This window comes from Streptomyces sp. BL1 (assembly GCF_057628045.1).
In genome coordinates this window covers 2,837,947-2,863,345 of record NZ_JBXYWZ010000002.1, presented here as the reverse complement: position 1 = coordinate 2,863,345, position 25,399 = coordinate 2,837,947, and the positions used below count along the sequence as shown (strand labels likewise).

Sequence of the window (25,399 nt, the reverse complement as noted above, 5' to 3'; positions counted from 1 at the left end):
GCCATGGGCGCCCAGATGAGGGTCTACAAGAGGCGGATCAAGTCCGTCTCTGCGACCAAGAAGATCACCAGGGCGATGGAGATGATCGCCGCCTCGCGCATCGTCAAGGCGCAGCGCAGGGTGGCGGCCTCCGAGCCGTACGCGACGGAGCTCACCCGCGCGGTGACCGCCGTCGCCACCGGTTCGAACGTGCAGCACCCGCTGACCACCGAGTCCGAGCGTCCGACCCGGGCCGCAGTCCTGCTCATCACGAGCGACCGCGGCCTGGCCGGCGGTTACAACTCCAACGCCATCAAGGCCGCCGACCAGCTGACCAACCGGCTGACCGGCGAGGGCAAGGAAGTTGCCAACTTCATCGTCGGCAGCAAGGGCGTGGCGTACTACGGCTTCCGTGAGCGCCCGGTCCGGGAATCCTGGACCGGCTTCACGGACAACCCGACGTACGCGGACGCCAAGCTGGTGGCGGCGCCGCTGATCGAGGCGATCCAGGCGGACGACGGTGCCGAGGGCGCGGTGGACGAACTCCACATCGTCTACACCGAGTTCGTCTCGATGATGACGCAGACCCCGGTGCAGAACCGGATGCTGCCGCTCAAGTTCGAGAAGAGCGCCGAGGAGTCGGCGGAGGTCATCGAGGGGAACCGGAAGAACGGTCCCGAGATGCTGCCGCTGTTCGACTTCGAGCCCGGGGCGGAGGAGGTGCTCGACGCGCTGCTGCCGCGGTACGTCGAGAGCCGCATCTACAACGCGCTGCTGCAGTCCGCCGCTTCGAAGCACGCCGCCACGCGCCGTGCGATGAAGTCCGCGACGGACAATGCAGAAGACCTCATCAAGTCGCTGACGCGGCTTGCCAACGCGGCCCGCCAGGCCGACATCACCCAGGAAATCAGCGAGATCGTCGGTGGCGCGAGCGCGCTGGCTGACGCTTCTGCGGGGAGTGACCGCTAACTATGACCACCACTGTTGAGACGACCTCTGCAGCTGGCGTGGCCACCGGCCGCGTCGCGCGGGTCATCGGCCCGGTTGTCGACGTGGAGTTCCCCGTCGACGCCATGCCGGAGATCTACAACGCGCTGACCGTCGAGGTGGCCGACCCGGCCGAGGACGGCAAGAAGAAGACCCTCACCCTCGAGGTCGCGCAGCACCTCGGTGAGGGCCTGGTCAAGGCCATCGCCATGGAGCCCACCGACGGCCTGGTCCGTCAGGCTCCGGTGACCAACACCGGTGCGGGCATCACCGTTCCGGTCGGCGACGTCACCAAGGGCCGGGTGTTCAACACCCTCGGCAAGATCCTGAACGAGCCGGAGGCCGAGTCCGAGGTCACCGAGCGGTGGAACATCCACCGCAAGGCCCCGGCGTTCGACCAGCTCGAGTCGAAGACCGAGATGTTCGAGACCGGCCTGAAGGTCGTCGACCTGCTGACCCCGTACGTCAAGGGCGGCAAGATCGGCCTGTTCGGCGGCGCGGGCGTCGGCAAGACCGTCCTCATCCAGGAAATGATCATGCGTGTGGCCAAGCTGCACGAGGGCGTTTCCGTGTTCGCCGGCGTCGGTGAGCGCACCCGTGAGGGCAACGACCTGATCGAGGAGATGGCGGAGTCCGGCGTTCTGCCGCAGACCGCGCTGGTCTTCGGTCAGATGGACGAGCCGCCGGGGACCCGTCTCCGCGTCGCGCTGGCCGGTCTGACCATGGCGGAGTACTTCCGCGACGTGCAGAACCAGGACGTTCTGTTCTTCGTGGACAACATCTTCCGCTTCACGCAGGCCGGTTCCGAGGTCTCGACGCTGCTCGGCCGGATGCCCTCCGCGGTGGGTTACCAGCCGAACCTGGCGGACGAGATGGGTGTGCTCCAGGAGCGCATCACCTCGACCCGTGGCCACTCGATCACCTCGATGCAGGCGATCTACGTGCCGGCGGACGACCTCACCGACCCGGCGCCGGCGAACGTGTTCGCGCACCTCGACGCGACCACCACGCTGTCGCGGCCGATTTCCGAGAAGGGCATCTACCCGGCGGTCGACCCGCTGGACTCGACGTCCCGGATCCTGGACCCGCGCTACATCTCGCAGGACCACTACGACTGCGCCTCGCGCGTCAAGACGATTCTGCAGAAGTACAAGGACCTCCAGGACATCATCTCGATTCTCGGCATGGACGAGCTGTCCGAGGAGGACAAGCTCACGGTGAGCCGTGCCCGGCGCATCGAGCGCTTCCTGTCGCAGAACACCCACGCGGCGAAGCAGTTCACCGGCCTGGACGGATCGGATGTTCCGCTGGACGAGTCCATCGCCGCGTTCAACGCGATCGCGGACGGTGACTTCGACCACTACCCGGAGCAGGCGTTCTTCATGTGCGGTGGCCTGGACGACCTCAAGGCCAACGCGAAGAAGCTCGGCGTCAGCTGAGCGGAGTCGCCGACGGGGGTGGGCCGGCTGGCCCGCCCCCGGCCCGTACCCCTTATCCTTTCCCCATCCCAGTCTGAGGAGCCACAGTGGCTGAGCTGCACGTCGAGTTGGTCGCCGCCGACCGTAAGGTCTGGTCCGGCGAGGCCAGCCTGGTCGTCGCGCGTACCTCGTCGGGTGATATCGGCGTCATGCCCGGCCACCAGCCGCTGCTCGGTGTGCTGGAGTCGGGCCCGGTGACCATCCGTACGGCCGGTGAGAGCGGCGGCGGCACCGTCGTCGCCGCCGTGCACGGCGGATTCATCTCGTTCGCGGACGACAAGCTGTCGCTGGTCGCCGAGATCGCGGAGCTGTCGGACGAGATCGACGCCGAGCGCGCACAGCGGGCGCTCGACAATGCCAAGTCCGACGCGGACGCCGCCGCCGAGCGGCGCGCCGACGTCCGGCTGCGAGCGGTGGCCGCCCACTGAGGCGGGCGCCGACTCGACATACGCTCAGCCGCGGGCTGCGCCGGGGACACCCCTCGGCGTGGGTCGCGGCTGAAGCCATACACGAACGGTTCGCACAGTACGAGACACAGCGAGGAGGTCGGTGAAGATGGTCCTCGCCCTGCTGCTGTGCGGCGCGGTCCTTCTGCTGGCGCTGGCGGGGCTGTTCGCCTTCGGGGTACGGCGAAGGCTGATCCAGCGCTCCGGTGGCACATTCGACTGCAACCTCCGCTGGGACGCGCCCGATTCGCCGGAGTCCACAGGGGAGGAGCCCTCCGGGAAGGGCTGGGCGTACGGGGTCGCGCGCTACAACGCCGACCGCATCGAGTGGTTCCGGGTCTTCTCCTACGCGCCGCGCCCCCGCCGGGTGCTGGAGCGGGACCGCATCGAGGTGCTGGAGCGCCGCCATCCCCGCGGCGAGGAGGAACTGGCCCTGCTCTCCGACGCGTTCATCCTCACCTGCTCGGTCCGCGGCACCCGCGTCGACCTGGCGATGAGCGAGGACGCCCTGACGGGTTTCCTGGCCTGGCTGGAAGCGGCCCCGCCAGGACAGAGAGTCAACGTGGCGTGATCCGCGGCTGTCACTCGCGCGGGTAATGCTTCTCCCAGTGCTTCAGCCTCCCGGTGAGAGCAGCGCGGCGACCGCGAGCAGTACCGGAATGGCCATGAGCGTGGACAGCAGGATCGACTCGCGGGCCAGCCGCGTACCGGTTCCGTAGCGCGAGGCGTACGTGAAGAGGTTCTGCGCCGACGGCAGCGCGGACGTCACCACCGCGGTGAACAGCGCCGTGCCGCCCAGCCCGAACACCCAGGCGCCCAGCGCCCAGGCGATCGCCGGCATCCCCACCGACTTGAGCGCCACCGACAGCAGCACCGGCCAGCGGTCCGGGCCCCGCGCCGGCGCCGAACTCCCGCGCAGGGATATCCCGAACGCCAGCAGCACCGCCGGCACCGACATGCCGCCGACGAGCTCGAAGGGTTCGAGGACGGGCGCGGGCAGCTCGCGCCCCGAGGCGGCGACGGCCACCCCCGCGAGCGAGCCGATCACGACGGGGTTGCGGAACGGGCTGGTGAGCAGGGTCAGCAGGCCCTTGTGGCCGCCGGAGGACGTGATGTCCAGCACCGTGAGGGCGACCGGCGTCACGATCAGCTGCTGGAACAGCAGCACGGGCGCGACCAGTGACGCGTCGCCCAGCACATAGGCCGCGACGGGGATGCCGAGGTTCCCGGCGTTCACGTAACTCGCGCACAGCGCGCCCATGGTGGAGTACCCGGCGGGCCAGCGCCGTACGGCCGCGACCGCCGCGAAGAGGGCCGCCGCGGCGAACGTGGCGAGTGCCGTGATGACCAGCGGTCCCGACGCCAGCGCGGACAGATCGGCGCGGGCGAGGGTCTCGAACAGCAGCGCCGGGGTGGCGACATGGAAGGCGAGTTTCGTGAGCACCTCCCGGCCGTTGCCGCCGAGCAGTTCGAACCGGCCCAGCAGATAGCCGGTCCCGATGATGCTCGCGATCACCGCGAAGCCCGTGACCACCCCGCCCACCGTGCGCTCCTCCCTGTGCCGTACACCGTACACACGTACGCCCGTACGGAGATCATTCTCCGTACGGGCGCAAGGGCACGGCATGCGGGGCCGCGGACGCGGAGGCGGTCCGCGTCCGCGGCCCCGGCGGGCGGTCCCGACGGTCCGGCTGCCGGGGCTACTTGAGCCCGCCGTCGATCGCGGTCACCAGCTCCCCGTTGCCGGTGTCACCGCTGAACTCCCAGAAGAACGCGCCGCCCAGGCCCTGCTGCTTCGCGTAGCCCATCTTCCCGGCGACGGTGGCGGGGGTGTCGTAACTCCACCACTCGTTGCCGCACTTGGCATACGCGGTGCCCGCGACGGTGCCGGTGGCCGGGCACTTGGTCTTGAGGAGCTTGTAGTCCTCGATGCCCGCCTCGTACGCGCCGGGTGCGGCTCCGGTGGCCGAGCCGCCCGGTGCGGCCTGTGTGACGCCGGTCCAGCCGCGCCCGTAGAAGCCGATGCCGAGCAGCAGCTTCTTCGCGGGAACGCCCTGCGCCTTCAGCTTGTTGAGGGCCGATTCGGAGTCGAAGCCCTGCTGCGGGATGCCGTCGTACGAGCGCAGCGGGGAGTGCGGCGCTGTGGGCCCGTCCTTGGCCCAGGCGCCGAAGAAGTCGTAGGTCATGACGTTGTACCAGTCGGCGTACTGGGAGGCGCCGGCGTAGTCCGACTTCTCGATCTTGCCGCCCGGCGAGCCGTCGGCGGTGATGGCCGCGGTGACCTTGTCGGTGCCGAACTGCTCGCGCATCGACTTCATCATCGTGGTGAAGGCGCCGGGACCCGAGGTGTCGCAGGTCAGGCCGCAGGCGTTGGGGTATTCCCAGTCCAGGTCGATGCCGTCGAAGACGTCGGCCCAGCGCGGGTCCTCGACCAGCTTGTGGCAGGACTCGGCGAAGGCCTTCGGGTTCTTCACGGCGTCGGTGAAGCCGCCGGACCAGGTCCAGCCGCCGAACGACCAGATGACCTTGATGTGCGGGTACTTGGCCTTCAGCTTCCGCAGCTGGTTGAAGTTGCCGCGCAGCGGCTGGTCCCAGGTGTCGGCCTTGCCGTCGACGCTCTGGTCGGCGGTGTAGGCCTTGTCGTAGTCGGCGTACGAGTCGCCGATGGTGCACTTGCCGCCCTGCACGTTGCCGAAGGCGTAGTTGATGTGCGTGACCTTCTCGGCCGAGCCGGAGGTCGCCAGGTTCTTCACGTGGTAATTGCGGCCGTACACGCCCCAGTTGGTGAAGTAGCCGAGCTTCACCTTGTCACCGGTGGGCGGGGTGGTGCCGCCGCCGGTCGTCCGCACCTGCCGTACGCCGCTGGTCGGTCCGGTCTGGTCGGCGGTGTCCCGGGCCCGCACGGTGTACGCGTAGTCCGTGCCGGCGGTGAGACCGGTGTCCTCGTACGAGGTGCCGGTCACCGTGGAGATCTTCGCCCCGTCGCGGAGCACGTCGTAGTTCTTGACGCCCTTGTCGTCGGTGGCGGCGGTCCAGGCCAGCTTCACCGAGGTGTCGGTGACGGCGGAGGCCGCGGGGGTGCCGGGCGCGGAGGGGGCGCTGTCGCCGGGGAGGCTGCTGCCGTCGCAGGAACCGCCGTTGAGCTTGCAGCCGGTGGGGGCGCCGCTGCCGGAGCCGTTGAAACCGAAGCTGACGGAGGCGCCGGGGGCGAGGCTGCCGTTCCAGCCGAGGTTCTTCGCGGTCCAGTGGTCACCGGAGTTGGTGACGGTGGCGTCCCAGGCGGAGGTCACCTTGGTGCCGGAGGGGAAGTCCCACTCGACGGTCCAGTCGCTCAGCGCCGTGGTGCCGGTGTTCTTCACCGTCCACTTGCCCTCGAAGCCGGAGCCCCAGTCGGAGGCCTTGGCGTACGTCGCGGTCGCCGAACCCGCGGCCTGCGCCTCGGAGGCGAGGCCGACCAGGCCGGTGAGGGGAAGGGCGAGCGCGACCGCGAACAGTGCGGCCTTGCGCCCTGCCGTGCGGACGGCGGTACGGGCCGTACGCCGCCAACGCCCGTCAGGCGCCGGTCTTTCGGAAGCGGTTCGGGATCTCAACGGGTACTCCTCGCAAGCTGGGTCCTGGGCCAGGTGGAAGGCCCGTACGGGACGGGAGAAGGACCTGCGCCGCCTTGCGAGCTCGTGTGGGGCCAATGCTCACCGCAGTGAACGGGACAGTAGAGAGGTCTGTACCAGTGGTCAAGAGGTCTGGACCTATGGGGAGTTGGGTGTACGGTGCGTATCGGCCATGCGGCCGTGGTGACCCTTGTGAGCTTCGGCCCCGTTGCGCTTTGGGTGGGTGCCGCTTGAGGGGCGCAGCTTCCGCTGGGGTTTGCGCAGTTCCCCGCGCCCCTGATCCGGTGCGGCACGGTCAGGGGGCGGGGTAGCCGTATTCCTGGGCCAGTACCGCCGCTTGCGTTCTGCTGCGCAGGTCCAGTTTCCCCAGCAGGCGGCTCACGTGGGTCTTCACCGTCGCCTCCGCCATGTCGAGGCGCTCCGCGATGTCCGCGTTCGACAGCCCCTGGCCGAGGCAGCCCAGCACCTCCCGCTCCCGCCGGGTGAGTTCGTCCGCGCCGGGCGGCTCGCCGGTGCTGCCCGCGCGGCCGCCTCCGGGCGCGGCGAACTCCGTGATGAGCCGCCGCGTCACCGCCGGGGCGATGATCCCCTCGCCGCGCGCGACGGTCCGTACGGCGTCCACCACCGCTGCCGCCTCGCTGTCCTTGAGCAGGAACCCGGCCGCGCCGGCGCGGAGCGCGCCGAAGACGTACTCGTCCAGGTCGAAGGTGGTCAGCACGAGCACGTCGGCCAGCCCCTCGCCGGTGATCCGCGCGGTGGCCGTGATGCCGTCCAGCCGGGGCATCTGGAGGTCCATCAGCACGATGTCGGGCCGCAGTTCGCGGGCGCGCGCCATGGCCTCCTCGCCGTCGCCCGCCTCGCCGACGACCTCGATGCGCGGCTCCCCGGGCGCGGACCGCAGGATGAGCACCAGCCCGGCCCGTACGGCCTGCTGGTCCTCGGCGACCAGCACGCGGATCGCGGTCGTCTCCGTCACTGCGGCATCTCCTTCGCGTCCGCCGGGTGCCCGGCCCGGCCGGTCCCTTCCGGCCGCGCGGGCCGGTCCATCGGCAACTCCGCGCGGACGACCCAGACGGCGCCCTCCGGATCGTCATGCGGGCCCGCGCTCAACTCGCCGCCCAGCAGCGCCACCCGCTCCCGCATCCCGATCAGCCCGGCGCCGGAACCCGGCGCCCGGGGCCCCTCCGTACGCGGCCTATCGCCGAGCGGGCTGACCACCCGCACCGTCAACGGGCCGCCCCGCTCGGGGTGTCCGAGCTCGACGGTGACGGTACCGGGCGCGGCGTGCTTGAGGGCGTTGGTGACGGACTCCTGGACGACGCGGTACGCGGCGAGTTCGACCGGCGCCGGCAGCGGGTCCGGGGCGCACCCCTGCTGCCCGGCCCGCTCGTCGCGGAGCACGAAGTGGAGCCCGGACCCGTCCGTACGGGGTGCGCTGTCCGTACCGGGCGCGCCCTCCGTACGCGGCGTGCCCTCCGTACGGGGCGTGCCGTCGCGGGCCCGGTCGAGCAGCGCTTCCAGCCCGTCCAGCGTGGGGGAGGCCGCGGGGGCCGTCTCACCCTCCGCGTCCCGCAACAGCCCGATGAGCCGCCGCATTTCCGCCAGCCCCTGCACGCTGTTCTCCCGGATGACGCCCAGTGCCTCGGTGGTCGCGGCCCGCGCCGCGGGGCTCTCGGGGCCGAGGGACTGGGCGGCGGTGGCGTGGATGGCGATCGCCGACAGATGGTTGGCGACCACGTCGTGCAGCTCCCGGGCCATGCGGGCCCGTTCGGCGGTGACGGCCTGCGTCCGGTCCATCTCCGCGAGCAGGGCGGTCTGTTCGGCCCGCAGCCGCTCGGCCGCCGCGGTGTTGCGGTGGTCCCGGACGATGGTGCCGGTCCACGCGGGCGCGATGGTGATGCCGCCGCAGAGCGCGCCGAGCAGCAGTGTGGCGGGTTCCTGGACGATCGCCAGCATCGTGAACGTGACCGCCACCGTGACGGCGACACTCACCGGAGGGATCAGCCGGGACAGCCGCGGCGACCCGTACAGCACCGCCGCGTACACGACGTCCGAGAAGAGGACGATCGTCGTCAGCAGCGACCCGCACGCGATGTCCGCCACCAGCGCCGGTACGGCGAGCACCAGCACCCACGGCTGCGCCACCCGCCGCCCCAGTACGGCCAGGCACATGACGGTGAGCGGGACGAGCGTCCAGTCGCCGCGCTCCGCCGCGCCCGCCGGGTTGTTGTACAGGCCGAAGCCCCACAGGACGAACCCGCTCAGCAGCCCGGCGGCCGCGATCAGGAAGTCGTCGCGGTGCGGACGGGGGAGAGGGCGCGGGAGCGGAGGGCGACGGCCGGGCATGCGCCCATCTCAGCACGGCCCGCCGGGTACGGGCGTCGGCACGCGGCACGAGCCTGCCGGTACATCGAAGGATGCAGTGCCCGCCGCACCGAATCACCGCTGGTGAGGACGTATCCGGGCGGGACGGCGCGGGACGCTGGAGACCTCGCCTCGTCCCACGGGAGCCCTGCCATGATCGTCACACTGATCGTCGTAGCCGAGATCGGCTTCTGGGTGCTGCTGGCCGCCGGGCTGCTGTTGCGGTACGCGGCGCGGATGCCCCGCGCGGGCGCCGCGGTGCTGCTGTGCGAACCCGCCCTGGAAGTGCTGCTGTTCGTCGTGACGGCCGTCGATCTGCGCAACGGCGCGGCCCCCGACTGGAAACACGGACTCGCCGCCGTCTACATCGGCTTCACCGCCACCCACGGCCACTACCTCGTGAAGTGGGCCGACGGGCACGCCGCGCACCGTTTCGCCGGCGGACCGCGCCCGGTGAAGCCGCCGCGCCACGGCATGGCCCGAGCCGTGCACGAGTGGAAGATGGCCGCGCGTGCCGTCGGCGGCGCGGCCATCGCGGCGGCCCTGCTGCAACTGGCCGTCTGGTACGTGGGCGACGCGGGGCAGGTGGATTCCCTCCGCGCGTGGCAGGCAAAGATGGGCCTCGTGACGGGCATCAGCCTGATCGTCGCGATCAGCTACACGGTCTTCCCGAAGCGCCCGAAAGACCCGGCGCAGGCGGAGGAGGAACGCCGTCGCGTCGGCAGCGCCCCGTAAGCGTCCCGTACGGAACACCGGGGCGCGCCGCGGGAGTTGACGCCCTGCTCGGAGACCCGGCTCAGACCGCCGAGGGGTGAACGCCGGACTCCCGCAGGGACTTGAGGTTGTCCGCGGTCAGCGCGGCGAACGCGCCGGTCTCCGCGGTGTCCTCCTCCACGTCCACCGACAGCGGCCCGTCGCCCAGCAGCGTCGCCGGGTCGAGCTCCGTGCGGTAGACGACGGTGGCGTTGCCCTCCAGGACCGGCTGCCAGGCGCCCCCGGCCTGCTGCAGCCAACTGCGGGCGATGCCGCCGGGGTTGCGGATCAGCACCGGGCGGTCCGGGTCGATGCGGCCGAGCCGGGAGAGCGTGGCGCGGGAGGCGGAGTTCCCCGAGCCGCAGGACGGGGTGAGGCCCGCACCGCGCTCGAAGGTGTGGATGAAGACCTCGTCGGAGGTCAGCGGCAGCACGAACGAGACGTTCGCACCGACGGGGAACGTGGCCGGGGTGTCCGCCACGCGGCGGCCCGTCTCGACCAGTTCGGCCTCCTCGTACGAATCGATCACCGACACGAGGTGCGAGTTCGGCACGGCGAGCGCCGTCACGCGGCGGGCCGGGTGGTACGCCGCGAGGGGCTGGTCCACGAAGGGGGCGCCGGCCGGGCCCGCGCCCGCGACGATCGGCTGCTCCGGCGTGAAGTCGACCGGCGGCAGCTCGACGGACACCTCGCGCACCCCGTGCGCCGTCGTGCCCGCGTCGCGGACGGTGAAGGTGTACGGCCCGGTGTGCACCGCGACGGACTCGGCCTGGTGCCGGTCCAGCAGCAGCCGCCCGGCGCACCGCATGCCGTTGCCGCAGAGCAGCGACTCCGAGCCGTCCGGGTTGTAGAACCACGCGCGGGCCGTGCCGTCACCGTCGTCGGCGACGAAATACGCGCCGTCCGCGCCGAGGCCCCGCTTGCGATCGCACAGCAGCTCGACGGCGCGTGCCACATCGCCCGGCGACGTGAAGAAGTCGTCGGGGGCACCGTCGATGACGAAGATGTCGTTGCGCGACCCGTGGGTCTTGGCGATCGGAAGACCAGGCATGATGACCACCTTAACGAAGTGATACGACAGCACATTCCCGTGCCGCGCGGCAGCCGGTCACCCCGGCGTGCCGCCCGTCGGACAAGTCGGCGTGCCGCCCTCCGGATCAGCGTTCGCCGCCGGGCACCCACAGCACGTCGCCGACCTCCTTGTTGGCCGTGCGGGCCAGGATGAACAGCAGGTCGGAGAGCCGGTTCAGATAGGTCGCGGTGAGCGGGTTCATGATCTCGCCGTGCTCCTCCAGCGCCGCCCAGGTGGAGCGTTCGGCCCGGCGTACGACCGTGCAGGCCTGGTGCAGCAGCGCCGCGCCCGGCGTGCCGCCCGGCAGGATGAAGCTGCGCAGCTTGTCCAGCCGCTCGTTGAACCGGTCGCAGTCCGCTTCGAGCCGGTCGATGTAGAGCTGTTCGACGCGCAGCGGCGGGAACTCCGGGTTCTCCACGACCGGCGTCGACAGGTCGGCGCCCACGTCGAACAGGTCGTTCTGCACGCGGATGAGCACCGTGTGCAGCTCCTCGTCCAGACCGCCCAGCGCCAGCGCCGTGCCGATGGCGGCGTTCGCCTCGTTCGCGTCGGCGTACGCGGCGATCCGCGCGTCGGTCTTGGCGGTGCGGCTCATGTCCCCGAGGGCGGTGCTGCCCGCGTCGCCGGTACGGGTGTAGATGCGCGTCAGATTGACCATGTGCCGAGCGTAGTGGCCGTGTGCGGCAGGCCCAATATGCCCAATATTGCAGCCTCACCAAGTTTTCACTCCGCCCAGGCCGCCCTACGATGGCGCGATGGCCGGCGACAGCACGAGGACCAGCGCATCCACGAATACGGACGGGCGGCCGGAGGGGCGGCGGGAGCGCAAGAAGCGCGAGACCCGGCAGCGGATCTCCGACATCGCCACCGGGCTGATGCTCGAACGCGGCTTCCACCGGGTGACCGTCGCCGAGATCGCCGACGCCGCGGACGTCTCGGTGAACACGGTCTACAACTACTTCGCCACCAAAGAGGACCTTTTCTTCGACCGTACGGAAGAGCGGGTCGACCGGCCCTCCCGGCTGGTACGGGAGCGGGCGCCGGGGGAGTCCGCCGCGGACGCGCTGCTCGGCCGGATGCGGTCCGACATCGCCGAGCGGAACGTCCACGCCGGGATGCTGGAGGAGTACGACAGGTTCGTACGTGTCATCGACGAGGCCCCGTCGCTGCTGGCCCGGCTCTTCCTCATGCAGCAGCGTACGGCGGACCGGCTGGCACAGACGCTGCGCGCGGAGACCGGGGCCGAAGAGGGGGACCCGCTGCCGGAGTTGGTGGCGGGCCAGCTCACCACGGTGAGCGACACGGTGTTCCGTACGGCGGCTCAGGCCCTCGCCCGCGGGGCGGACGCCGGGGACGTGGCGCGTGCCTCGCTCGGCAGGCTCGACGCGTTCGAGACCCTCGCCTCCGGCGAGCTGCTGCGGTACGCGACACGCGCGGAGCCGCCGGCGGGCGGCAGGCGGCGCGGCGCCCGGCGGGCATAGGACGACGACTCCGGGCACGGCCCGGTTCCCCGCGGGTGTGACGTCCGTCGTGTGGGGCGTGACACGCGTCTCCGGCCTCCCCACGCCCGCCCCGGAGCCGATAAAGTCCGGATCCCAGGGGAGTCATCGGGGCGCCGACGCACCGTCAGCCGACGTGCGTACGGGGCGAGAAGGCGACGACGGCGCACACTGCCGGCACCACCGGGCACGGCTCCACGGGGATCGCGTATTCGAGCGGCTCGGCACAGTGGCGCGGAGTGGCAGAGCAAGGTGGGTGTTGTCGTGGCGAAGAAGCTCGCCGTCATCGGGGCCGGACTCATGGGGTCCGGGATCGCGCAGGTCTCGGCGCAGGCCGGCTGGGACGTGGTGCTCCGCGATGTGACGGACGAGGCGCTGACCCGCGGCACCGACGGAATCAAGGCCTCGTACGAGAAGTTCGTCGGCAAGGGCAGGCTGTCGGAGCAGGACGCGGACGCGGCGCTGGCGCGGATCAGCACCAGCACCGAGCTCGACGCGGTGGCCGACGCGGACCTCGTCGTCGAGGCCGTCTTCGAACAGATCGACACCAAGCGGGAGATCTTCGCCGCGGTGGACAAGCTGGCGAAGGACGACGCGGTGCTCGCGTCGAACACCTCCGCCATTCCCATCACCAAGATCGCGGCGGCGACGTCGCGCCCCGAGCGGGTCGTCGGCACGCACTTCTTCTCGCCGGTGCCGATGATGCAGCTCTGCGAGCTCGTCCGCGGGCTCAAGACCAGCGACGAAACCCTGGCCACCGCGCGGTCGTTCGCGGAGTCGACGGGCAAGACCTGCATCGTCGTCAACCGTGACGTCGCGGGGTTCGTCACCACCCGGCTCATCTCGGCGCTCGTCGTCGAGGCGGCGAAGCTGCACGAGTCGGGCGTCGCCAGCGCCGAGGACATCGACACGGCCTGCCGGCTCGGCTTCGGACACGCGATGGGCCCGCTGGCGACGGCGGACCTGACCGGCGTGGACATCCTGATGCACGCCAGCGAGAACATCTACGACGAGTCGCACGACGAGAAGTTCGCGCCGCCCGAACAGATGCGGCGCATGGTCGACGCGGGCGACCTCGGCCGGAAGAGCGGCCGCGGTTACTACGCGCACTGACGCGCACTCCGGTGCGCTGGGGAACACGTCCGGTATGGCGTCGCCCGCAAGGGTGAAATCCGTATCGGTTCGAGTACGGACGGCAACTTCACTGCCGGTTCGGCAGTCAGTTGTGGTGAGAGATTCGGACGAACGGCGCACCGCACGGCAGGCACAGCCCGAGCACGACCGGCCCGAACACTGACGACCGACCGCACAGCGAGCCGACGATCGACCGCACAGTCAGCAGAACAGCCACACATCCGGGGAGCAGTTATGCACATCAGGGGCGACCACGCCGAGCTGGCCGTCGGGGGTCGCCTCGACGTGCGGAGCGCGGCGGACGCCCGTACGGCCCTGCACGCGGCAGTCGACGACGGCGCCGGCGACCTCGTGCTGGACCTCGCCGAGCTCGACTCCTGGGACGCGACCGGTCTCGGAGTCATCATGGGGGCGCACCGCCGCGCGGGACGCTGCGGCAGGCGGCTGGTGCTGCGCGGCGTTCCGCCGCAGATGCAGCGGCTGTTGGTGGCCACGAGGCTGCACCGGATCCTCGCCATCGAAGGCGGATCCGGCGTGGTGTGCCCTCGGCAGCCCGGAGCGGGAGCGCACATTCTCACGAAGTCGTGACGTATCGCGCGGAGCCCGGGAGGGGGCGCTCCGCGATACTGAGCCGGGAACGGGGCGGAACCGGTGGGGGAGGAGGGCCGGGCGCGCCGTTCGCCATACGGTTACTGGGGGGCATTGACCATGGTTCAGCACGGTGGCGCGTACGAGCGTGAACACGGCGATGACAGCGGAGCGGAGCAGCCGGGCGGTCCCGCGGGGGGAAGCGCCGCGGGGGGCACCGGCGGAGGACTCGCGCGGACGGTCCAACTCGTGGCCGGGAGCGACCTGCTGACGGTCAATCCGGTCGACGGCAGTGAGATAGCGGCCTGCCCGCCGGGCGAACTGCCGGGCAGGCCCGACAAACTGGCCCCGGACGAGCGCCCCGCGCCCGGCCGCGCGGCCACCCCCGCGGGCGGCACACCCGCCGCGGCGCACCCGTTACCCGTACTGGAGCGGGACGAGGAGCGCGCGCAGCTCGTGGACCTGCTGGGACAGGGGCGTTCCATACGGCTGACGGGCCCCTCGGGGGCCGGGCGCAGCACCCTGCTGGACGCCGTGGCGGGCGAGGTCGGGGAGCTCGCGCCGGACGGGCTCATACGGCTCAGCGGCTACCGGCGCACGCCGGAGGACCTGCTGTACGAGCTCTACACGGCGGTGCACGAGGCGCCGCTGTACCGGCCGGGCCGCGACGAGCTGGCCGAGGCGCTGGAGACGGTCGGCGCCATCGTCCTCGTCGACGACCTCGGCTTCGGCGGCGCCGCACTCGACGAACTCCTCGCCGCCACACCGGAATGCGCGTTCCTCCTGTCGGCCACCCCGGACGTGGCCGCGCCCTCGCCCGCGGCCCATGTCGCGGAGGTCTTCCTCCCCGGCATCAGCCGCACGGCGGCACTCGAACTGCTGGAGCACGCCGTACAGCGCCCGCTGACCGACGAAGAGGCGGACTGGGCGGGCGACTTGTGGTTCGGCACGGAAGGGCTTCCGCTGCGCTTCGTGCAGGCTGGCGCCGTACTGCGGCAGTCGGGGGCGCTCACCGACGGCCCCGGCGAGGAACTGGCCGCGTTCATCGCCGCGGGGCTCGGCGCCCCCGCCCGCGAGACATTGCGCCACGCCCTCGCCCTCGACGGCGAACTCCCGCACCACACACACCTCCCGGCCCTGGTGGGCGACCCGCGCGCGGACGAGGCCGTCGCGGACCTCGCCGGCTCCGGGCTGGTCACCGCCGTCGACGGGCACTACCGGCTGGCGGCCGGCGTAGCCGCCGAACTGACCGCCGCCGGCTACGCGGACGGCGCGGGCCGCCGCGTCGTGGCCGCCGCCCAGCACTACGCCTGGTGGGCCGGACACCCCTCCGTACCGCCGGAGCGGGTGGCCGCCGAAGCGGACGCGCTGCTCGCCGCGGCCCGCGGCGCCTACCGCGCGGGAAGCGTCAGCGTCGCCGTGCTGCTGGCCCGTACGGCCGCGCCGGTGCTGGCCGCCGCGCTGCGGTGGAGCATGTGGCAGCGGATGCTCCAGTGCGGCCAGGAGGCGGCGAGCGCGGCCGGCGAGGTCGCCGAAGAGGCCTACTTCCACCACGAGTCGGGCGTCCTCGCGCTGTGCGCCGGCGAGCCGGTACGGGCGCGGGCCGAGCTGGAGACGGCTCTCGCGCTCCGCGAGGCGCTCGCCGACCAGCGGGGGTCCGTCGTGGGCCGGCGGGCCCTGGCGCTCGTCGCCGACCGGCTGGGGGAGCCGGCCGGGGACGTCCCCGCGCCCTCCCCCTCCACCGCGCCGTCGCAGGCGTACGCGGGGACCGTGTCCGCCGAGGAGTCGGAGTCGCCGGCGGCCGGAGTGCCCATGGCGGAACCGGAGTTGCTGATCTCCTCGGCGGCGTACGGGAAGGACGCCACGACCCCGCGCGGGCTGGCGGTGCGCGGCACCCGCCGCAACATCGCAGCGGCCGGCGCGGGAGCGCTGCTGGCCGCCGTGCTCGGTACGGTCGTGACGCTGGGCAGCCTCTCCGGCGACGGCGACGACCCCTCGGACCGGGTCAAGCCGGAGCAGTCGGCGTCGCAGCAGAAGGACGACAAGGACCTGACGGCGGACCGTCCCGGCGACGGCGGCACCAACGGCGGTACGGGGAGCGCCGGTTCGGGCTCGGGCGCGGGAGCCGGTTCCGGGGAAGCGGCACTCACGGACGCTACGAGCCGCCCGCGGCAGGACGGCAAGAGCGGCGAGACCGGCAAGGACGACGGAAAGGCCTCGCCCCCGGGCGACGACAGCTCCGGCTCCACGCCGGGGGACGGCGGCACGTCCGGCGGCTCCGGCGGCGGTACGGGCGGTCCCACGACGGGTGGCCCCACGACGGGTGGTCCCACCACGGGCGGCCCGACAACTGGTGGGCCCACCACGGGAGGACCCACCACAGGAGGGCCCACGACCGGCGGTCCCACCACGGGCGGCCCGACGACCGGCGGCCCGACCACGGGAGGGAACACGTCCACAGGGTCGACCACGGGGAACACGTCCACGGGCGGTAAGACCGCAGGCACAACGAGCGGTACGTCCACGGGCGGTAAGACCGCAGGCACGACGAGCGGTACGTCCACGGGAGCGACGGGCGGTAAGACAGCGGGCACGACGACGGGAGCCGCGGGCGGCACGAGCACGGCCTCCGCAACGGCCTCCACGTCCACGCCGGCGACCCCGGCCTGAGCGACGCTCCGCGCGGGGCGCTGACGGGGCCCGGGGCTCAGCCCCGGTTTCCCCTCCGCGTCGCGAGGGCGCGCGGTTCCCGCGCGCGGCGCGGCGGGGCGCAGGGGCGGAGCCCCGCGCGGGGCCCGGGGCGGCAGCCCCGGTTGCTCTTCCCGCGCCCCGCGGGGCGGGGTCTGGGCGCAGCCCCGTCTTTCGCGCGCAGCGCGGTGGGGTGCAGGGGCGGAGCCCCGCGTGGGGTCCGGGGCGGCAGCCCCGGTTCTTTCGCGCGTAGCGCGGCCTGGGGTCCGGGGCGGAGCCCCGGAAGAAACGGGTAGGGGCGGGTCTGGGGCCAAGCCCTCACGGCGGCGCGTGCGTTGGGCGCGTGGGGGACGTGGCCTCGCGGCTGGCGGTCCGGTGTGCCCACCCGTTCCGCCCCTTGGGCGGACCGCGTGCCCACACCTCGGAGGTGTGCCCGCCTCGCGCGGCGGAGCCGCACATTCAACGCAGCCGCCCCTTGGGCGGACCGCCGCCCACACCTCGGTGGTGTGCCCGCCCCGCGCGGCGGAGCCGCACATCCAACGCAGCCGCCCACACCTCGGCGGACCGCCCCGCGCCGCGGTCCGTCAGAAGAGGCGGAGCTTGTCGTCGTCGATGCCTCGGAGCGCGTTGTAGTCGAGGACCGCGCACGTGATGCCGCGGTCCTCCGCCAGCACCCGCGCCTGCGGCTTGATCTCCTGCGCCGCGAAGACCCCGCGGACCGGCGCCAAGTGCGGGTCCCGGTTGAGCAGTTCGAGGTAGCGCGTCAGCTGCTCGACACCGTCGATCTCACCGCGCCGCTTGATCTCGACGGCGACGGTCGCGCCGTCCGCGTCCCGGCCCAGGATGTCCACGGGCCCGATGGCCGTCTGGTATTCGCGGCGGATCAGCGACCAGCCGTCGCCCAGGGTCTCCATGCGGTCGGCGAGCAGCTCCTGGAGGTGCGCTTCCACGCCATCCTTGATCAGCCCCGGGTCCGCGCCCAGTTCGTGCGAGGAATCGTGGAGGACTTCCTCCATGTGGATGATCAGTTTCTCGCCGGTCTTGTTCTCGACCGTCCACTTGGCGTCGTCGCCCTCCTTCAGCGTGCAGGGCGGCGACATCCAGTTCAGCGGCTTGTAGGCCCGGTCGTCCGCGTGAACGGAGACCGAACCGTCGGCCTTCACCAGGATCAGCCGGGGTGCCGAGGGGAGATGGGCGGTGAGCCGGCCCGCGTAGTCCACGGAGCAGCGGGCGATGACGAGACGCATGGTCGGAAACGCTACTGGACACCGGCCCGCCGACGCGATTCGCCCCTGGACGTCCGGGTCGAGGGTAGCCAATCCATGGCCGGTGTCTGTCCATTCACCTGAAGTGGAGTCCCTTCCACCCTTACCGTGAGAGGACGGGGCGTCGCCGTTCGACTACGCCGCGCGGTGGGGGCCTCGTACGGTCCGGATGATCCCGTGAGCGGGATCGCGAGAGGAGAACCCATGTCGCTCGACGTCTCACCGGCCCTTCTGGAGCAGGCCGAGCGAGGCGATGTCGACGAAGCGGCCTTCGTCGACTGCGTCCGTACGTCCCTCCCCTTCGCATGGGAGATGGTCAGCTCACTGGTGGCCCAACTCAAGGTGGACGGAGGCGAGTTCGCCGACAATCAGACCCCGCCTCCGGACGAACAGGCACGCGGGCAGCTGCTGCGCGCCCTGGCAAGTGACGCGATACGGGGTGCCCTGGAGCGGCACTTCGGCGTGCGTCTCGCATTCCAGAACTGTCATCGGGTCGCGGTCTTCCCGCTGGACGCCTCGTCCGATGACCGGCTGGCGCGCTTCACCTCGGTCCGGGGTCAGCTGCTCAACCAGTCGCCGGAGCTGCGCGACTGCTGACATCCGCCGCTGACGGTGGCGCGTCCCGGTGGATCCCCGGACGGCCGGGGTTTCCACCGGGACGCGCGCTGCCGCGGCTCAATCACTCAGCCGAGCTGCGGCAGCACTTCCTCGCCGAGCCGCTGGACGTTCCGCTGGGTCCCGACCAGGTCGCCCGAGCCCTCGCCGAGGAGAGCGAAGCGGGTGATCCCGGTGCGTTCCGAGGTGGCCGCGAGCCGGTCGGCGCACAGCTGCGGCGTGCCCACCGGGTGCAGATCACAGAGCAGTTCGGTGTAGGACGACGGATCGCGCATGGCGCGCTGCCGGCCGTCGACGGTGCGGTGCGCGCCGAGCCCCTGCCGGAACCAGCCGGGCATGGCCTTCAGCAGCGTCTCCCGGGCGTCGGCCGTCGTGTCGGCGATCTGTGCGACGCCGGCCGACACATGCTCGGCCGCCACCTGCTCGATCGTTTCCGCGCTGTGCCCCGCGGCCTGTGCCTCGCGCCGCCACAGGGCGACGACTTCGGCCTTCTCCTCGTCGCCGCAGTGCATGCCGAGCAGCATCGGCAGCCCGCGCCGCGCGGCGAGCCGCACGGAGCCGGCCGAGGTGCAGGCCACCACGACGGGCGGGCCGCTCTCCATGCCGGCCGCGGTGGACGGGAGTTGGGGAACGGGCGTCACGGGCTCGTCGGCCCGCGGCACCACGTCGACCTCGCGGAAGGCGAACTGCTCGCCGTCCGTGCCGACCCGCGGCTCGCGCAGCCAGCGCAGCAGCAGGTCCAGTGACTCCGGGAAGCCCTTCTCGTACGCCTCCAGGCCTCCGCCGAAGACCTCCAGGTCGACCCACGGGCCGCCGCGTCCCACGCCGAGCGTGAACCGGCCGCCCGAGGTGAGGTGCAGCAGCGCGGTCTGCTCGCCGAGGGCGACGGGGTGGGCGTTGGGCAGCACGCTCACGGCCGTGCCGACGCCGATCCTGCGGGTGCGGCCGAGCAGCAGCCCGGCCAGTGTGACGGCCGACGGGCACACGCCGTACGGCACGAAGTGGTGCTCTGCCAGCCAGACCGCGTCGAGGCCCGACTCCTCGGCCACCTCCGCCGTACGGACGGCGCGGTGCAGCGGCTCCCCCTGGCCCTGCCCCGGGAACTGCGCGGACAGGACGAAAACTCCGACTCGCATGGTCCTTTCCCCCTCCTCGTGCCCGGCTCAGAACCTCCCCCTACAGGCAATAACGTCTGACACGTGCCAAGGGCACGGCAAGACGGTGCACTCTTCCGATGAAACGGATAGTGGGATTCGCTTGTGGACGGTCGTGAGCGGGTGATCGGTGAATGCGTAGGCTGGATACGCCATCGGCCGCTCTGCCGGACCGCACGTAGCCGACTTCACGAGGTGCCCAGTGTCCCCGCGTCGTAACCGCCCGCGAGGCGGTGCCGCTTCATCCCGTTCGGCCGCGTCCCGCCAGGGCGGCGCGGACGAACGCCCGGCCCGGTTCGGCCTGGAGCGCTCCGAGGAGTGGCGCGGCGAGGAGTGGTCCGTCCGGCAGATCAGCGGCGGCGCGGCCACCAAGCACTACCGCTGCCCCGGCTGTGACCAGGAGATCCCGCCCGGTGTGGCGCATGTGGCGGCCTGGCTGCGCGACGGCGACGGCGACGACAGACGGCACTGGCACAAGGCGTGCTGGACCGCGCGGGACCGCCGGGGCGCACGGCTCCAGCGATCCCGCAACGCCCCGCGCTACTGAGCGAGTTGACCGACCGGCGCTACGCCGGGGTCATACGTCGGCGTCATACGTCGCGCTGGTGGAGCAGTGCGACGGCCGCCCCGAGAGCGACCGCCGTGACGGCGGCGAGAATGCCGAGCAGGGGCCAGCCGGTCGCGTGGATGTCCTGGCTCATCGGCAGCCGGTAGAGCGAGGCGAGGCCGTTGAGCGGCGAGTACTCCATGATCTTCTCGCGGACCGGCTGCAGGGACTCGGTGATCATCACCATCGACATCACGATCGGCAGCAGCAGCACGCCCATCATCGTGGTGATCGCCCCGGCCGAGTGCCGCAGCAGCGCCCCGACGGCCAGCGACAGCAGACCGAGCAGCGCCACGTACAGGCCGGCGCCGACGGTGGCGCCGAGCCACTGGTCGGAATCCGGCTCCCCCTTGCCGCCGCCGCCCAGCATCGCGGAGTTGACGAGCGCGGTGACGGTGCAGGCGGCCGTCGTCATCACGAAGGCCAGCAGGAAGAAGACCGTGGCCTTCGCGAGCAGCACCCGCGCCCGTTGCGGGCAGGCCGTGACGGTCGTACGGATCATGCCGGTGCCGTACTCGGAGCTGATCACCAGGACGCCGAGCGTGATCACGCAGATCTGGCCCAGCATCAGCCCGAACAGGCCGGGGGAGAGCACCGGAAGACCGGTGGTGTCCGTACCGCTCATCGCCGACGTGATCAGCAGTCCGACGCCGATGACGACGGCGAGCATCACGCCGAGCGTCCACACCGTGGAGCGCACCGAGCGGATCTTGGTCCACTCGGACAGCATGGCGTGGCCGAAGTGCGCGGAGCCGCCCGGCGCGGGCGGCGGCACGGGAACGGGGGCAGGGCCGGGGGCCGCGGCGTGCGGGGGCGGCGGCGCGTGGTGCGGCGTCGTCATCGGGCGTCCTCGTCAGTGCGGTCGGCGGGCTGTGCGGTCTGCGGCTGAGCGGCCTGCGGCGGCGCGCCGTACGGGGGAGCGCCCTGCGGCGGCTGCGGTGCCGGTGGCATCTGCCCCGGGGGTTGTCCGGCAGGCGCCGGCCCGAACGCGCCCCCGGGCCCCGGCGGCACGGCCCCGGGCGGTACGGCTCCCGGCACCTGTCCCGGCACCGGCTGCCCCGGCTGCAGGGGGAAGCCGGGCCCTGGCTGCCCCTGCCCGGGCGGCTGCCACAGCTGTTGCTCCGGCCCGGCCGCTCCGGGACCGCCGGCCGAGCGGTAGTCGACCGCTCCCTGCGTGAGCCGCATGTACGCCTCCTCCAAAGAGGCCTGATGCGGCGACAGTTCCCACAGCCGTACGTCGGCGCCGTGCGCCAGGTCGCTGATGCGCGGCAGCGGCAGCCCGGAGACGCGGAGCGCGCCGTCCTCCTCCGGCTGCGCCCGGCCGCCCGCCTCCTGTACGGCGGAGACCAGCTTCTCCCGCTGCTCCGGCTCGGTGTCCGGGGTGCGGACCCGGGCGAAGCCCACGGAGTTCTGCTCGATGAACTCCCGTACCGAGGTGTCCGCCATCAGCTGCCCGCGCCCGATCACGATCAAGTGCTCGGCGGTCTGGGCCATTTCACTCATCAGGTGCGAGGAGACGAAGACCGTCCGCCCCTCGGCCGCCAGCGCCTTCATGAGGTTCCGGACCCAGAGGATGCCCTCCGGGTCGAGCCCGTTCACCGGCTCGTCGAAGAGCAGCACCCGCGGGTCGCCGAGCAGTGCGGCGGCGATGCCGAGCCGCTGGCCCATGCCGAGCGAGAAGCCCTTGGAGCGCTTCTTGGCGACCTCGTGCAGTCCGACGATGCCCAGCACCTCGTCCACCCGCCGCGACGGGATGCCCGCGAGCTGCGCCAGCGACAGCAGATGGCTGCGCGCCGACCGGCCGCCGTGAATGGCCTTGGCATCCAGCAGGGCGCCCACCTGGCGTGGCGCGTTGGGCAGTTGACGGTACGGGCGGCCGTCGATGGTCACGTTGCCCTCTGTGGGGGCGTCCAGCCCGAGGATCATCCGCATGGTCGTCGATTTGCCGGATCCGTTCGGGCCCAGGAACCCGGTCACGGTTCCCGGCCGTACCTGGAAGGTCAGGTTGTGGACGGCCGTCTTCGCGCCGTAGCGCTTCGTGAGGCCGTGCGCCTCGATCATTCCCTCGCCCCTGAACGCAGGTCGGGGTTGCGTTCGGTGACGCGTTCCCCCTTACACCGCCTAGGAGGTGACGAGGTGCGGAATTGGTTCCATGGGGCGCCCGACATCCAGTGGGGACGGTGATGCGGGAGGGGTCAGGCGTCGCGCCGCTTCAGCACGGCGTACCCGACGGCGAGCGCCAGCACCGCCCAGCCCACCATGATCAGCAGCCCCTCCCACGGCCCGTACGGGCGGTTCAGGGACTGCGGCAGCACGGCCATCACGGTGGTGCCCGCCTGGTCCGGCAGATACTGGGCGACCTTCTTGGTGGCGTCCACGTTGTTCAGGATCGTGGACACCAGGAAGAAGAACGGCATCAGGATCGCCAGCGTCAGCAGCGGGCTGCGCAGGATGAAGGCGACGCCCATGGAGAACAGGGCGATCAGCGCCATGTAGAGGCCGCCGCCGAACACCGCGCGCAGCACGCCCGGATCACCGAGCGAGGCCCCGAAGTCGCCGAGCATCGCCTGCCCGGCGAAGAAGCTGGCGAAGCTGGTGATCAGGCCGACGACCAGGACCAGCAGCCCGGTCACGATGATCTTGCTGGCCATGAACGTGCCGCGCTGCGGCACCGCCGCCAACGACGTGCGGATCATGCCGGTGCTGTACTCCGCCGAGACGGACATGACACCGAAGGCGATCATCGCCAGCTGCCCGATCCCCATGCCGGCGAAACTGGTGAAGGTCGGGTCGAAGGTGAGCCGCTGCGCCGCGTGCATCTTCTCGACCTGGGACTCGGTGAAGAAGCAGATCAGCGCCGCCAGTCCGGCCGTCACCACGACCGCCGTGAGCAGCGTCCAGGGAGTGGAGCGTACGGTGCGGACCTTGGTCCACTCCGACTGCAGAACCCGCGTCGCGTGCGCCATCGTTCAGTGCCCCTTCCGGCCCTTGTTCCAGCCCTCGCCCCAGGCGCCGGCGCCGCCTCCGGGCCCGCCGCCCGCCGGCGTGCTGCCCTCCGTGGCCCCTGCGGCGGCCGGGCCCTGCTGCGGGGCCGTGTGCGCGTGATACTCCACGGACTCCGCTGTCAGCTGCATGAACGCCTCTTCCAGGGAGGCCTGTTGAGGGCTGAGCTCGTGCAGGACGACCCCGTTCCGGGCCGCCAGCTCACCGAGCCGGGCCGCGGGAACGTCCTCCACCTCCAGAGTGGTCTCGCCGACCGTGACCGGGGTGACCCCCTCCCGGCGCAGCGCCTCGCGCATGCCGTCGGGCTGCGGAGTCCGGACGCGCACGTACGTACGGGAGTTGGCGGCGATGAAGTCGGCCATCGAGGTGTCGGCGAGGAGCCGGCCCTGACCGATGACCACCAAATGCTCGGCGGTGAGCGCCATTTCGCTCATCAGGTGCGAGGACACGAAGACCGTGCGGCCCTCGGCGGCGAGCTGTTGCATCAGCGTACGGATCCAGTGGATGCCCTCCGGGTCGAGGCCGTTCACCGGCTCGTCGAACATCAGGATCCGCGGGTCGCCGAGCAGTGCGGCGGCGATGCCGAGCCGCTGGCCCATGCCGAGCGAGAAGCCCTTCGGGCGTTTCCTCGCGACGCGGGTGAGCCCCACCAGATCGAGCACTTCGCCGATGCGACGGCGCGGAATGCCGTTGGACTGCGCCATGCACAGCAGATGGTGGTAGGCGCTGCGGCCCGGGTGCACGGCCTTCGCCTCCAGCAGCGCCCCGATGGAGTGCAGCGGATTCCGCAGGTGGTCGTAGTGCTGGCCGTCGATACGGACATCGCCGCTCGTCGGCCTGTCCAGGCCCAGCATCATCCGCATGGTCGTGGACTTGCCGGCGCCGTTGGGCCCCAGGAACCCGGTGACGATGCCGGGCCGCACAGTGAAGGTGAGACCGTCGACGGCGGTCTTCTCGCCGTACCGCTTCGTCAGGCCGTGCAGCTCGATCATGCCGCGACGCTAAGCGGACAAAACGCCCCCTGCCAGTCGGGCCGACAGGGGGTGCGCGCCGACAGGGGCGCGGGGAACTGCGCGAAGCCGAGCATGCGAAGGGCCGCAGACGCCCACGCAGCTCAGTGCGTACGAAAACGTCTGCGGCCCTTCCGCCGGAACGGTCCGCGCGTCAGCGGGACTGCTGCGCGGGCACCCCGCGCGTGGCCTCTTCGCCGCCGGCCGCCGGTGCTGCCGCACCTTCCTCGCCGCCCGCGCCGGCCGCGGCCGCCGCACCGGTCAGCGTGGCCAGCATCTCGCGGACGTTGGTCAGCTGGGCGTTGATGCTGTCCCGGCGGTTGGTGAGGGCCGCCAGCTCGCGCTCCGACTCGCTGCGGACCCGGTCGGCCTTCGCATTCGCGTCGGCGACGATGTCCTCGGCCTGCCGCTGCGCGGTCTCCACCGTCTGCCGGGCACGGCGCTCCGCGTCCGTACGCAGCTTCTCCGCCTCCAGGCGCAGCTGCTCCGCACGGTGCTCGATCTCCGCGAGCCGCTTCTCGGCCTTCGCCTGCCGCGAGGCCAGATCGCGCTCCGACTGCTCCCGCCGCTTGGCGAGGTTGGTCTCGAAGTCGGCGGCGGCCTGGGCCGCCTTGGCGCGGGTGTCCTCGAAGAGGGAGTCGGCCTCCTCGCGCTTGGACTGGGCGTCCTTCTCCGCCTCCGAACGCAGGGTGGCTGCCTCGCCCTTCGCCTTCTCGACGATGCGCGCGCCCTCGTCCTCGGCCTTCGCCTTCCGCTCGGAAGCGAACGCCTCGGCGTCGTTCCTGACCTGCTGTGCGGAGCCCTCGGCGAGCTCGCGGTGCTGCTCGGCGGCCCGGCGGGCCTCCTCGCGCAGGTCCTTGGCCTCCTCCTCGGCGAGGCGGAGGATCTTCTCGACACGTGCTCCCAGACCTGCGTACGACGGCTCCGCGTCGTTCACCTGGGCCTGGGCGTTCTGCGTCTCGAGGTGGAGCTCCTCGATGCGCTTTTCCAGAGATGTGATCCGGGCCAGTGCGCTGTCACGGTCGGCAACGAGCTTCGCGATGCGGTCGTCCACCTGACCGCGGTCGTAACCACGCCGCACGAGCTCGAAGCCGTAGGGGGAGGAAGTGTCGCTCATGAGGTTCCTGTCGAGTCAGCCGGGTGTGTCAG

Annotated in this window: 24 protein-coding genes; 11 read left to right on the top strand and 13 right to left on the bottom strand. The window is 71.8% G+C overall.

All coding sequences use genetic code 11. The features are described 5' to 3' along the window. Nucleotides 1-3: 3 nt before the first annotated feature. The 4 genes from AC3AGO_RS12510 to AC3AGO_RS12495 all read left to right on the top strand — a co-directional run bounded on the left by AC3AGO_RS12510 (nt 4) and on the right by AC3AGO_RS12495 (nt 3,461). The gene (locus AC3AGO_RS12510) at nt 4-948 is read left to right on the top strand and encodes a F0F1 ATP synthase subunit gamma (RefSeq protein ID WP_487820249.1); all 945 of its coding nucleotides are present in this window, start codon (nt 4-6) and stop codon (nt 946-948) included. Between the two features lie 2 nt (nt 949-950). Continuing rightward, nucleotides 951-2,405, top strand: coding sequence for a F0F1 ATP synthase subunit beta (atpD, locus tag AC3AGO_RS12505; RefSeq protein ID WP_487820248.1), 1,455 nt, complete (start codon nt 951-953; stop codon nt 2,403-2,405). A gap of 86 nt (nt 2,406-2,491) precedes the next feature. Beyond that, nucleotides 2,492-2,872, top strand: a complete 381-nt coding sequence (locus AC3AGO_RS12500) for a F0F1 ATP synthase subunit epsilon (protein WP_487820247.1) — start codon at nt 2,492-2,494, stop codon at nt 2,870-2,872. Between the two features lie 127 nt (nt 2,873-2,999). Beyond that, nucleotides 3,000-3,461, top strand: coding sequence for a DUF2550 domain-containing protein (locus AC3AGO_RS12495; protein WP_487820246.1), 462 nt, complete (start codon nt 3,000-3,002; stop codon nt 3,459-3,461). 42 nt (nt 3,462-3,503) lie between these two features. On the opposite strand, the gene AC3AGO_RS12490 is transcribed toward AC3AGO_RS12495, so the two are convergent. The 4 genes from AC3AGO_RS12490 to AC3AGO_RS12475 all read right to left on the bottom strand — a co-directional run bounded on the left by AC3AGO_RS12490 (nt 3,504) and on the right by AC3AGO_RS12475 (nt 8,844). After that, on the bottom strand, nt 3,504-4,433 hold the full coding sequence (locus tag AC3AGO_RS12490; RefSeq protein WP_487820245.1) for an AEC family transporter: 930 nt from the start codon (nt 4,431-4,433) through the stop codon (nt 3,504-3,506). Nucleotides 4,434-4,590: 157 nt separating this feature from the next. Beyond that, nucleotides 4,591-6,480: a glycosyl hydrolase family 18 protein gene (locus AC3AGO_RS12485; RefSeq protein ID WP_487820244.1), complete on the bottom strand. Its 1,890-nt coding sequence runs from the start codon at nt 6,478-6,480 to the stop codon at nt 4,591-4,593. A 313-nt stretch (nt 6,481-6,793) separates the two neighbouring features. Continuing rightward, nucleotides 6,794-7,474, bottom strand: a complete 681-nt coding sequence (locus tag AC3AGO_RS12480; RefSeq protein ID WP_487820243.1) for a response regulator — start codon at nt 7,472-7,474, stop codon at nt 6,794-6,796. Beyond that, nucleotides 7,471-8,844 (bottom strand): sensor histidine kinase, encoded by a 1,374-nt coding sequence (locus tag AC3AGO_RS12475; RefSeq protein ID WP_487820242.1) that lies wholly within the window; start codon nt 8,842-8,844, stop codon nt 7,471-7,473. Before AC3AGO_RS12475 ends, AC3AGO_RS12480 begins: the two co-directional genes overlap by 4 nt. 171 nt (nt 8,845-9,015) lie before the next feature. Between AC3AGO_RS12475 and AC3AGO_RS12470 the strand changes: the two genes are divergently transcribed. Beyond that, nucleotides 9,016-9,597, top strand: coding sequence for a hypothetical protein (locus AC3AGO_RS12470; RefSeq protein WP_487820241.1), 582 nt, complete (start codon nt 9,016-9,018; stop codon nt 9,595-9,597). Between the two features lie 61 nt (nt 9,598-9,658). On the opposite strand, the gene dapF is transcribed toward AC3AGO_RS12470, so the two are convergent. Beyond that, a complete protein-coding gene (dapF, locus tag AC3AGO_RS12465) occupies nt 9,659-10,666 on the bottom strand; it encodes a diaminopimelate epimerase (protein WP_487820240.1) in 1,008 nt (335 codons plus the stop codon). Nucleotides 10,667-10,772: 106 nt separating this feature from the next. After that, the gene (locus tag AC3AGO_RS12460; RefSeq protein ID WP_487820239.1) at nt 10,773-11,345 is read right to left on the bottom strand and encodes a cob(I)yrinic acid a,c-diamide adenosyltransferase; all 573 of its coding nucleotides are present in this window, start codon (nt 11,343-11,345) and stop codon (nt 10,773-10,775) included. Nucleotides 11,346-11,442: 97 nt separating this feature from the next. Here AC3AGO_RS12460 and AC3AGO_RS12455 point away from each other — a divergent pair, with 97 nt between their 5' ends. The 4 genes from AC3AGO_RS12455 (at nt 11,443) to AC3AGO_RS12440 (ending at nt 16,578) form a co-directional block, all read left to right on the top strand. After that, nucleotides 11,443-12,168 carry a TetR/AcrR family transcriptional regulator gene (locus tag AC3AGO_RS12455; protein WP_487820238.1) on the top strand — a complete coding sequence of 242 codons (726 nt, stop codon included), beginning with the start codon at nt 11,443-11,445 and terminating at the stop codon, nt 12,166-12,168. 282 nt (nt 12,169-12,450) lie between these two features. Further along, nucleotides 12,451-13,299, top strand: coding sequence for a 3-hydroxyacyl-CoA dehydrogenase family protein (locus tag AC3AGO_RS12450; protein WP_487820237.1), 849 nt, complete (start codon nt 12,451-12,453; stop codon nt 13,297-13,299). Nucleotides 13,300-13,554: 255 nt separating this feature from the next. Then, entirely contained in the window at nt 13,555-13,908 is a 354-nt protein-coding gene (locus AC3AGO_RS12445; protein ID WP_487820236.1) for an STAS domain-containing protein, read from the top strand. 249 nt (nt 13,909-14,157) lie between these two features. Then, the gene (locus AC3AGO_RS12440) at nt 14,158-16,578 is read left to right on the top strand and encodes an ATP-binding protein (RefSeq protein WP_487820235.1); all 2,421 of its coding nucleotides are present in this window, start codon (nt 14,158-14,160) and stop codon (nt 16,576-16,578) included. Between the two features lie 602 nt (nt 16,579-17,180). Here the strand turns inward: AC3AGO_RS12440 and nucS are convergent. After that, nucleotides 17,181-17,843, bottom strand: a complete 663-nt coding sequence (nucS, locus tag AC3AGO_RS12435) for an endonuclease NucS (RefSeq protein ID WP_487820234.1) — start codon at nt 17,841-17,843, stop codon at nt 17,181-17,183. A gap of 222 nt (nt 17,844-18,065) precedes the next feature. On the opposite strand from nucS, the gene AC3AGO_RS12430 reads away from it, so the two are divergent. Further along, entirely contained in the window at nt 18,066-18,458 is a 393-nt protein-coding gene (locus tag AC3AGO_RS12430) for an SCO5389 family protein (protein WP_487820233.1), read from the top strand. An 86-nt stretch (nt 18,459-18,544) separates the two neighbouring features. On the opposite strand, the gene AC3AGO_RS12425 is transcribed toward AC3AGO_RS12430, so the two are convergent. Beyond that, nucleotides 18,545-19,612 carry an LLM class flavin-dependent oxidoreductase gene (locus AC3AGO_RS12425; RefSeq protein ID WP_487820232.1) on the bottom strand — a complete coding sequence of 356 codons (1,068 nt, stop codon included), beginning with the start codon at nt 19,610-19,612 and terminating at the stop codon, nt 18,545-18,547. A 220-nt stretch (nt 19,613-19,832) separates the two neighbouring features. Between AC3AGO_RS12425 and AC3AGO_RS12420 the strand changes: the two genes are divergently transcribed. Next, a complete protein-coding gene (locus AC3AGO_RS12420; RefSeq protein WP_487820231.1) occupies nt 19,833-20,177 on the top strand; it encodes an ATP/GTP-binding protein in 345 nt (114 codons plus the stop codon). 43 nt (nt 20,178-20,220) lie between these two features. Here AC3AGO_RS12420 and AC3AGO_RS12415 read toward each other — a convergent pair whose 3' ends face one another. The 5 genes from AC3AGO_RS12415 to AC3AGO_RS12395 form a co-directional block, all read right to left on the bottom strand. Next, on the bottom strand, nt 20,221-21,078 hold the full coding sequence (locus AC3AGO_RS12415) for an ABC transporter permease (RefSeq protein WP_487820230.1): 858 nt from the start codon (nt 21,076-21,078) through the stop codon (nt 20,221-20,223). Continuing rightward, nucleotides 21,075-22,298, bottom strand: a complete 1,224-nt coding sequence (locus tag AC3AGO_RS12410) for an ABC transporter ATP-binding protein (protein ID WP_487820229.1) — start codon at nt 22,296-22,298, stop codon at nt 21,075-21,077. Before AC3AGO_RS12410 ends, AC3AGO_RS12415 begins: the two co-directional genes overlap by 4 nt. Before the next feature lie 134 nt (nt 22,299-22,432). Beyond that, on the bottom strand, nt 22,433-23,203 hold the full coding sequence (locus tag AC3AGO_RS12405) for an ABC transporter permease (protein ID WP_487820228.1): 771 nt from the start codon (nt 23,201-23,203) through the stop codon (nt 22,433-22,435). 3 nt (nt 23,204-23,206) lie between these two features. Further along, nucleotides 23,207-24,232, bottom strand: a complete 1,026-nt coding sequence (locus AC3AGO_RS12400; RefSeq protein ID WP_487820227.1) for an ABC transporter ATP-binding protein — start codon at nt 24,230-24,232, stop codon at nt 23,207-23,209. A gap of 172 nt (nt 24,233-24,404) precedes the next feature. Next, the gene (locus tag AC3AGO_RS12395; protein ID WP_487820226.1) at nt 24,405-25,367 is read right to left on the bottom strand and encodes a cellulose-binding protein; all 963 of its coding nucleotides are present in this window, start codon (nt 25,365-25,367) and stop codon (nt 24,405-24,407) included. Nucleotides 25,368-25,399 lie beyond the last annotated feature (32 nt).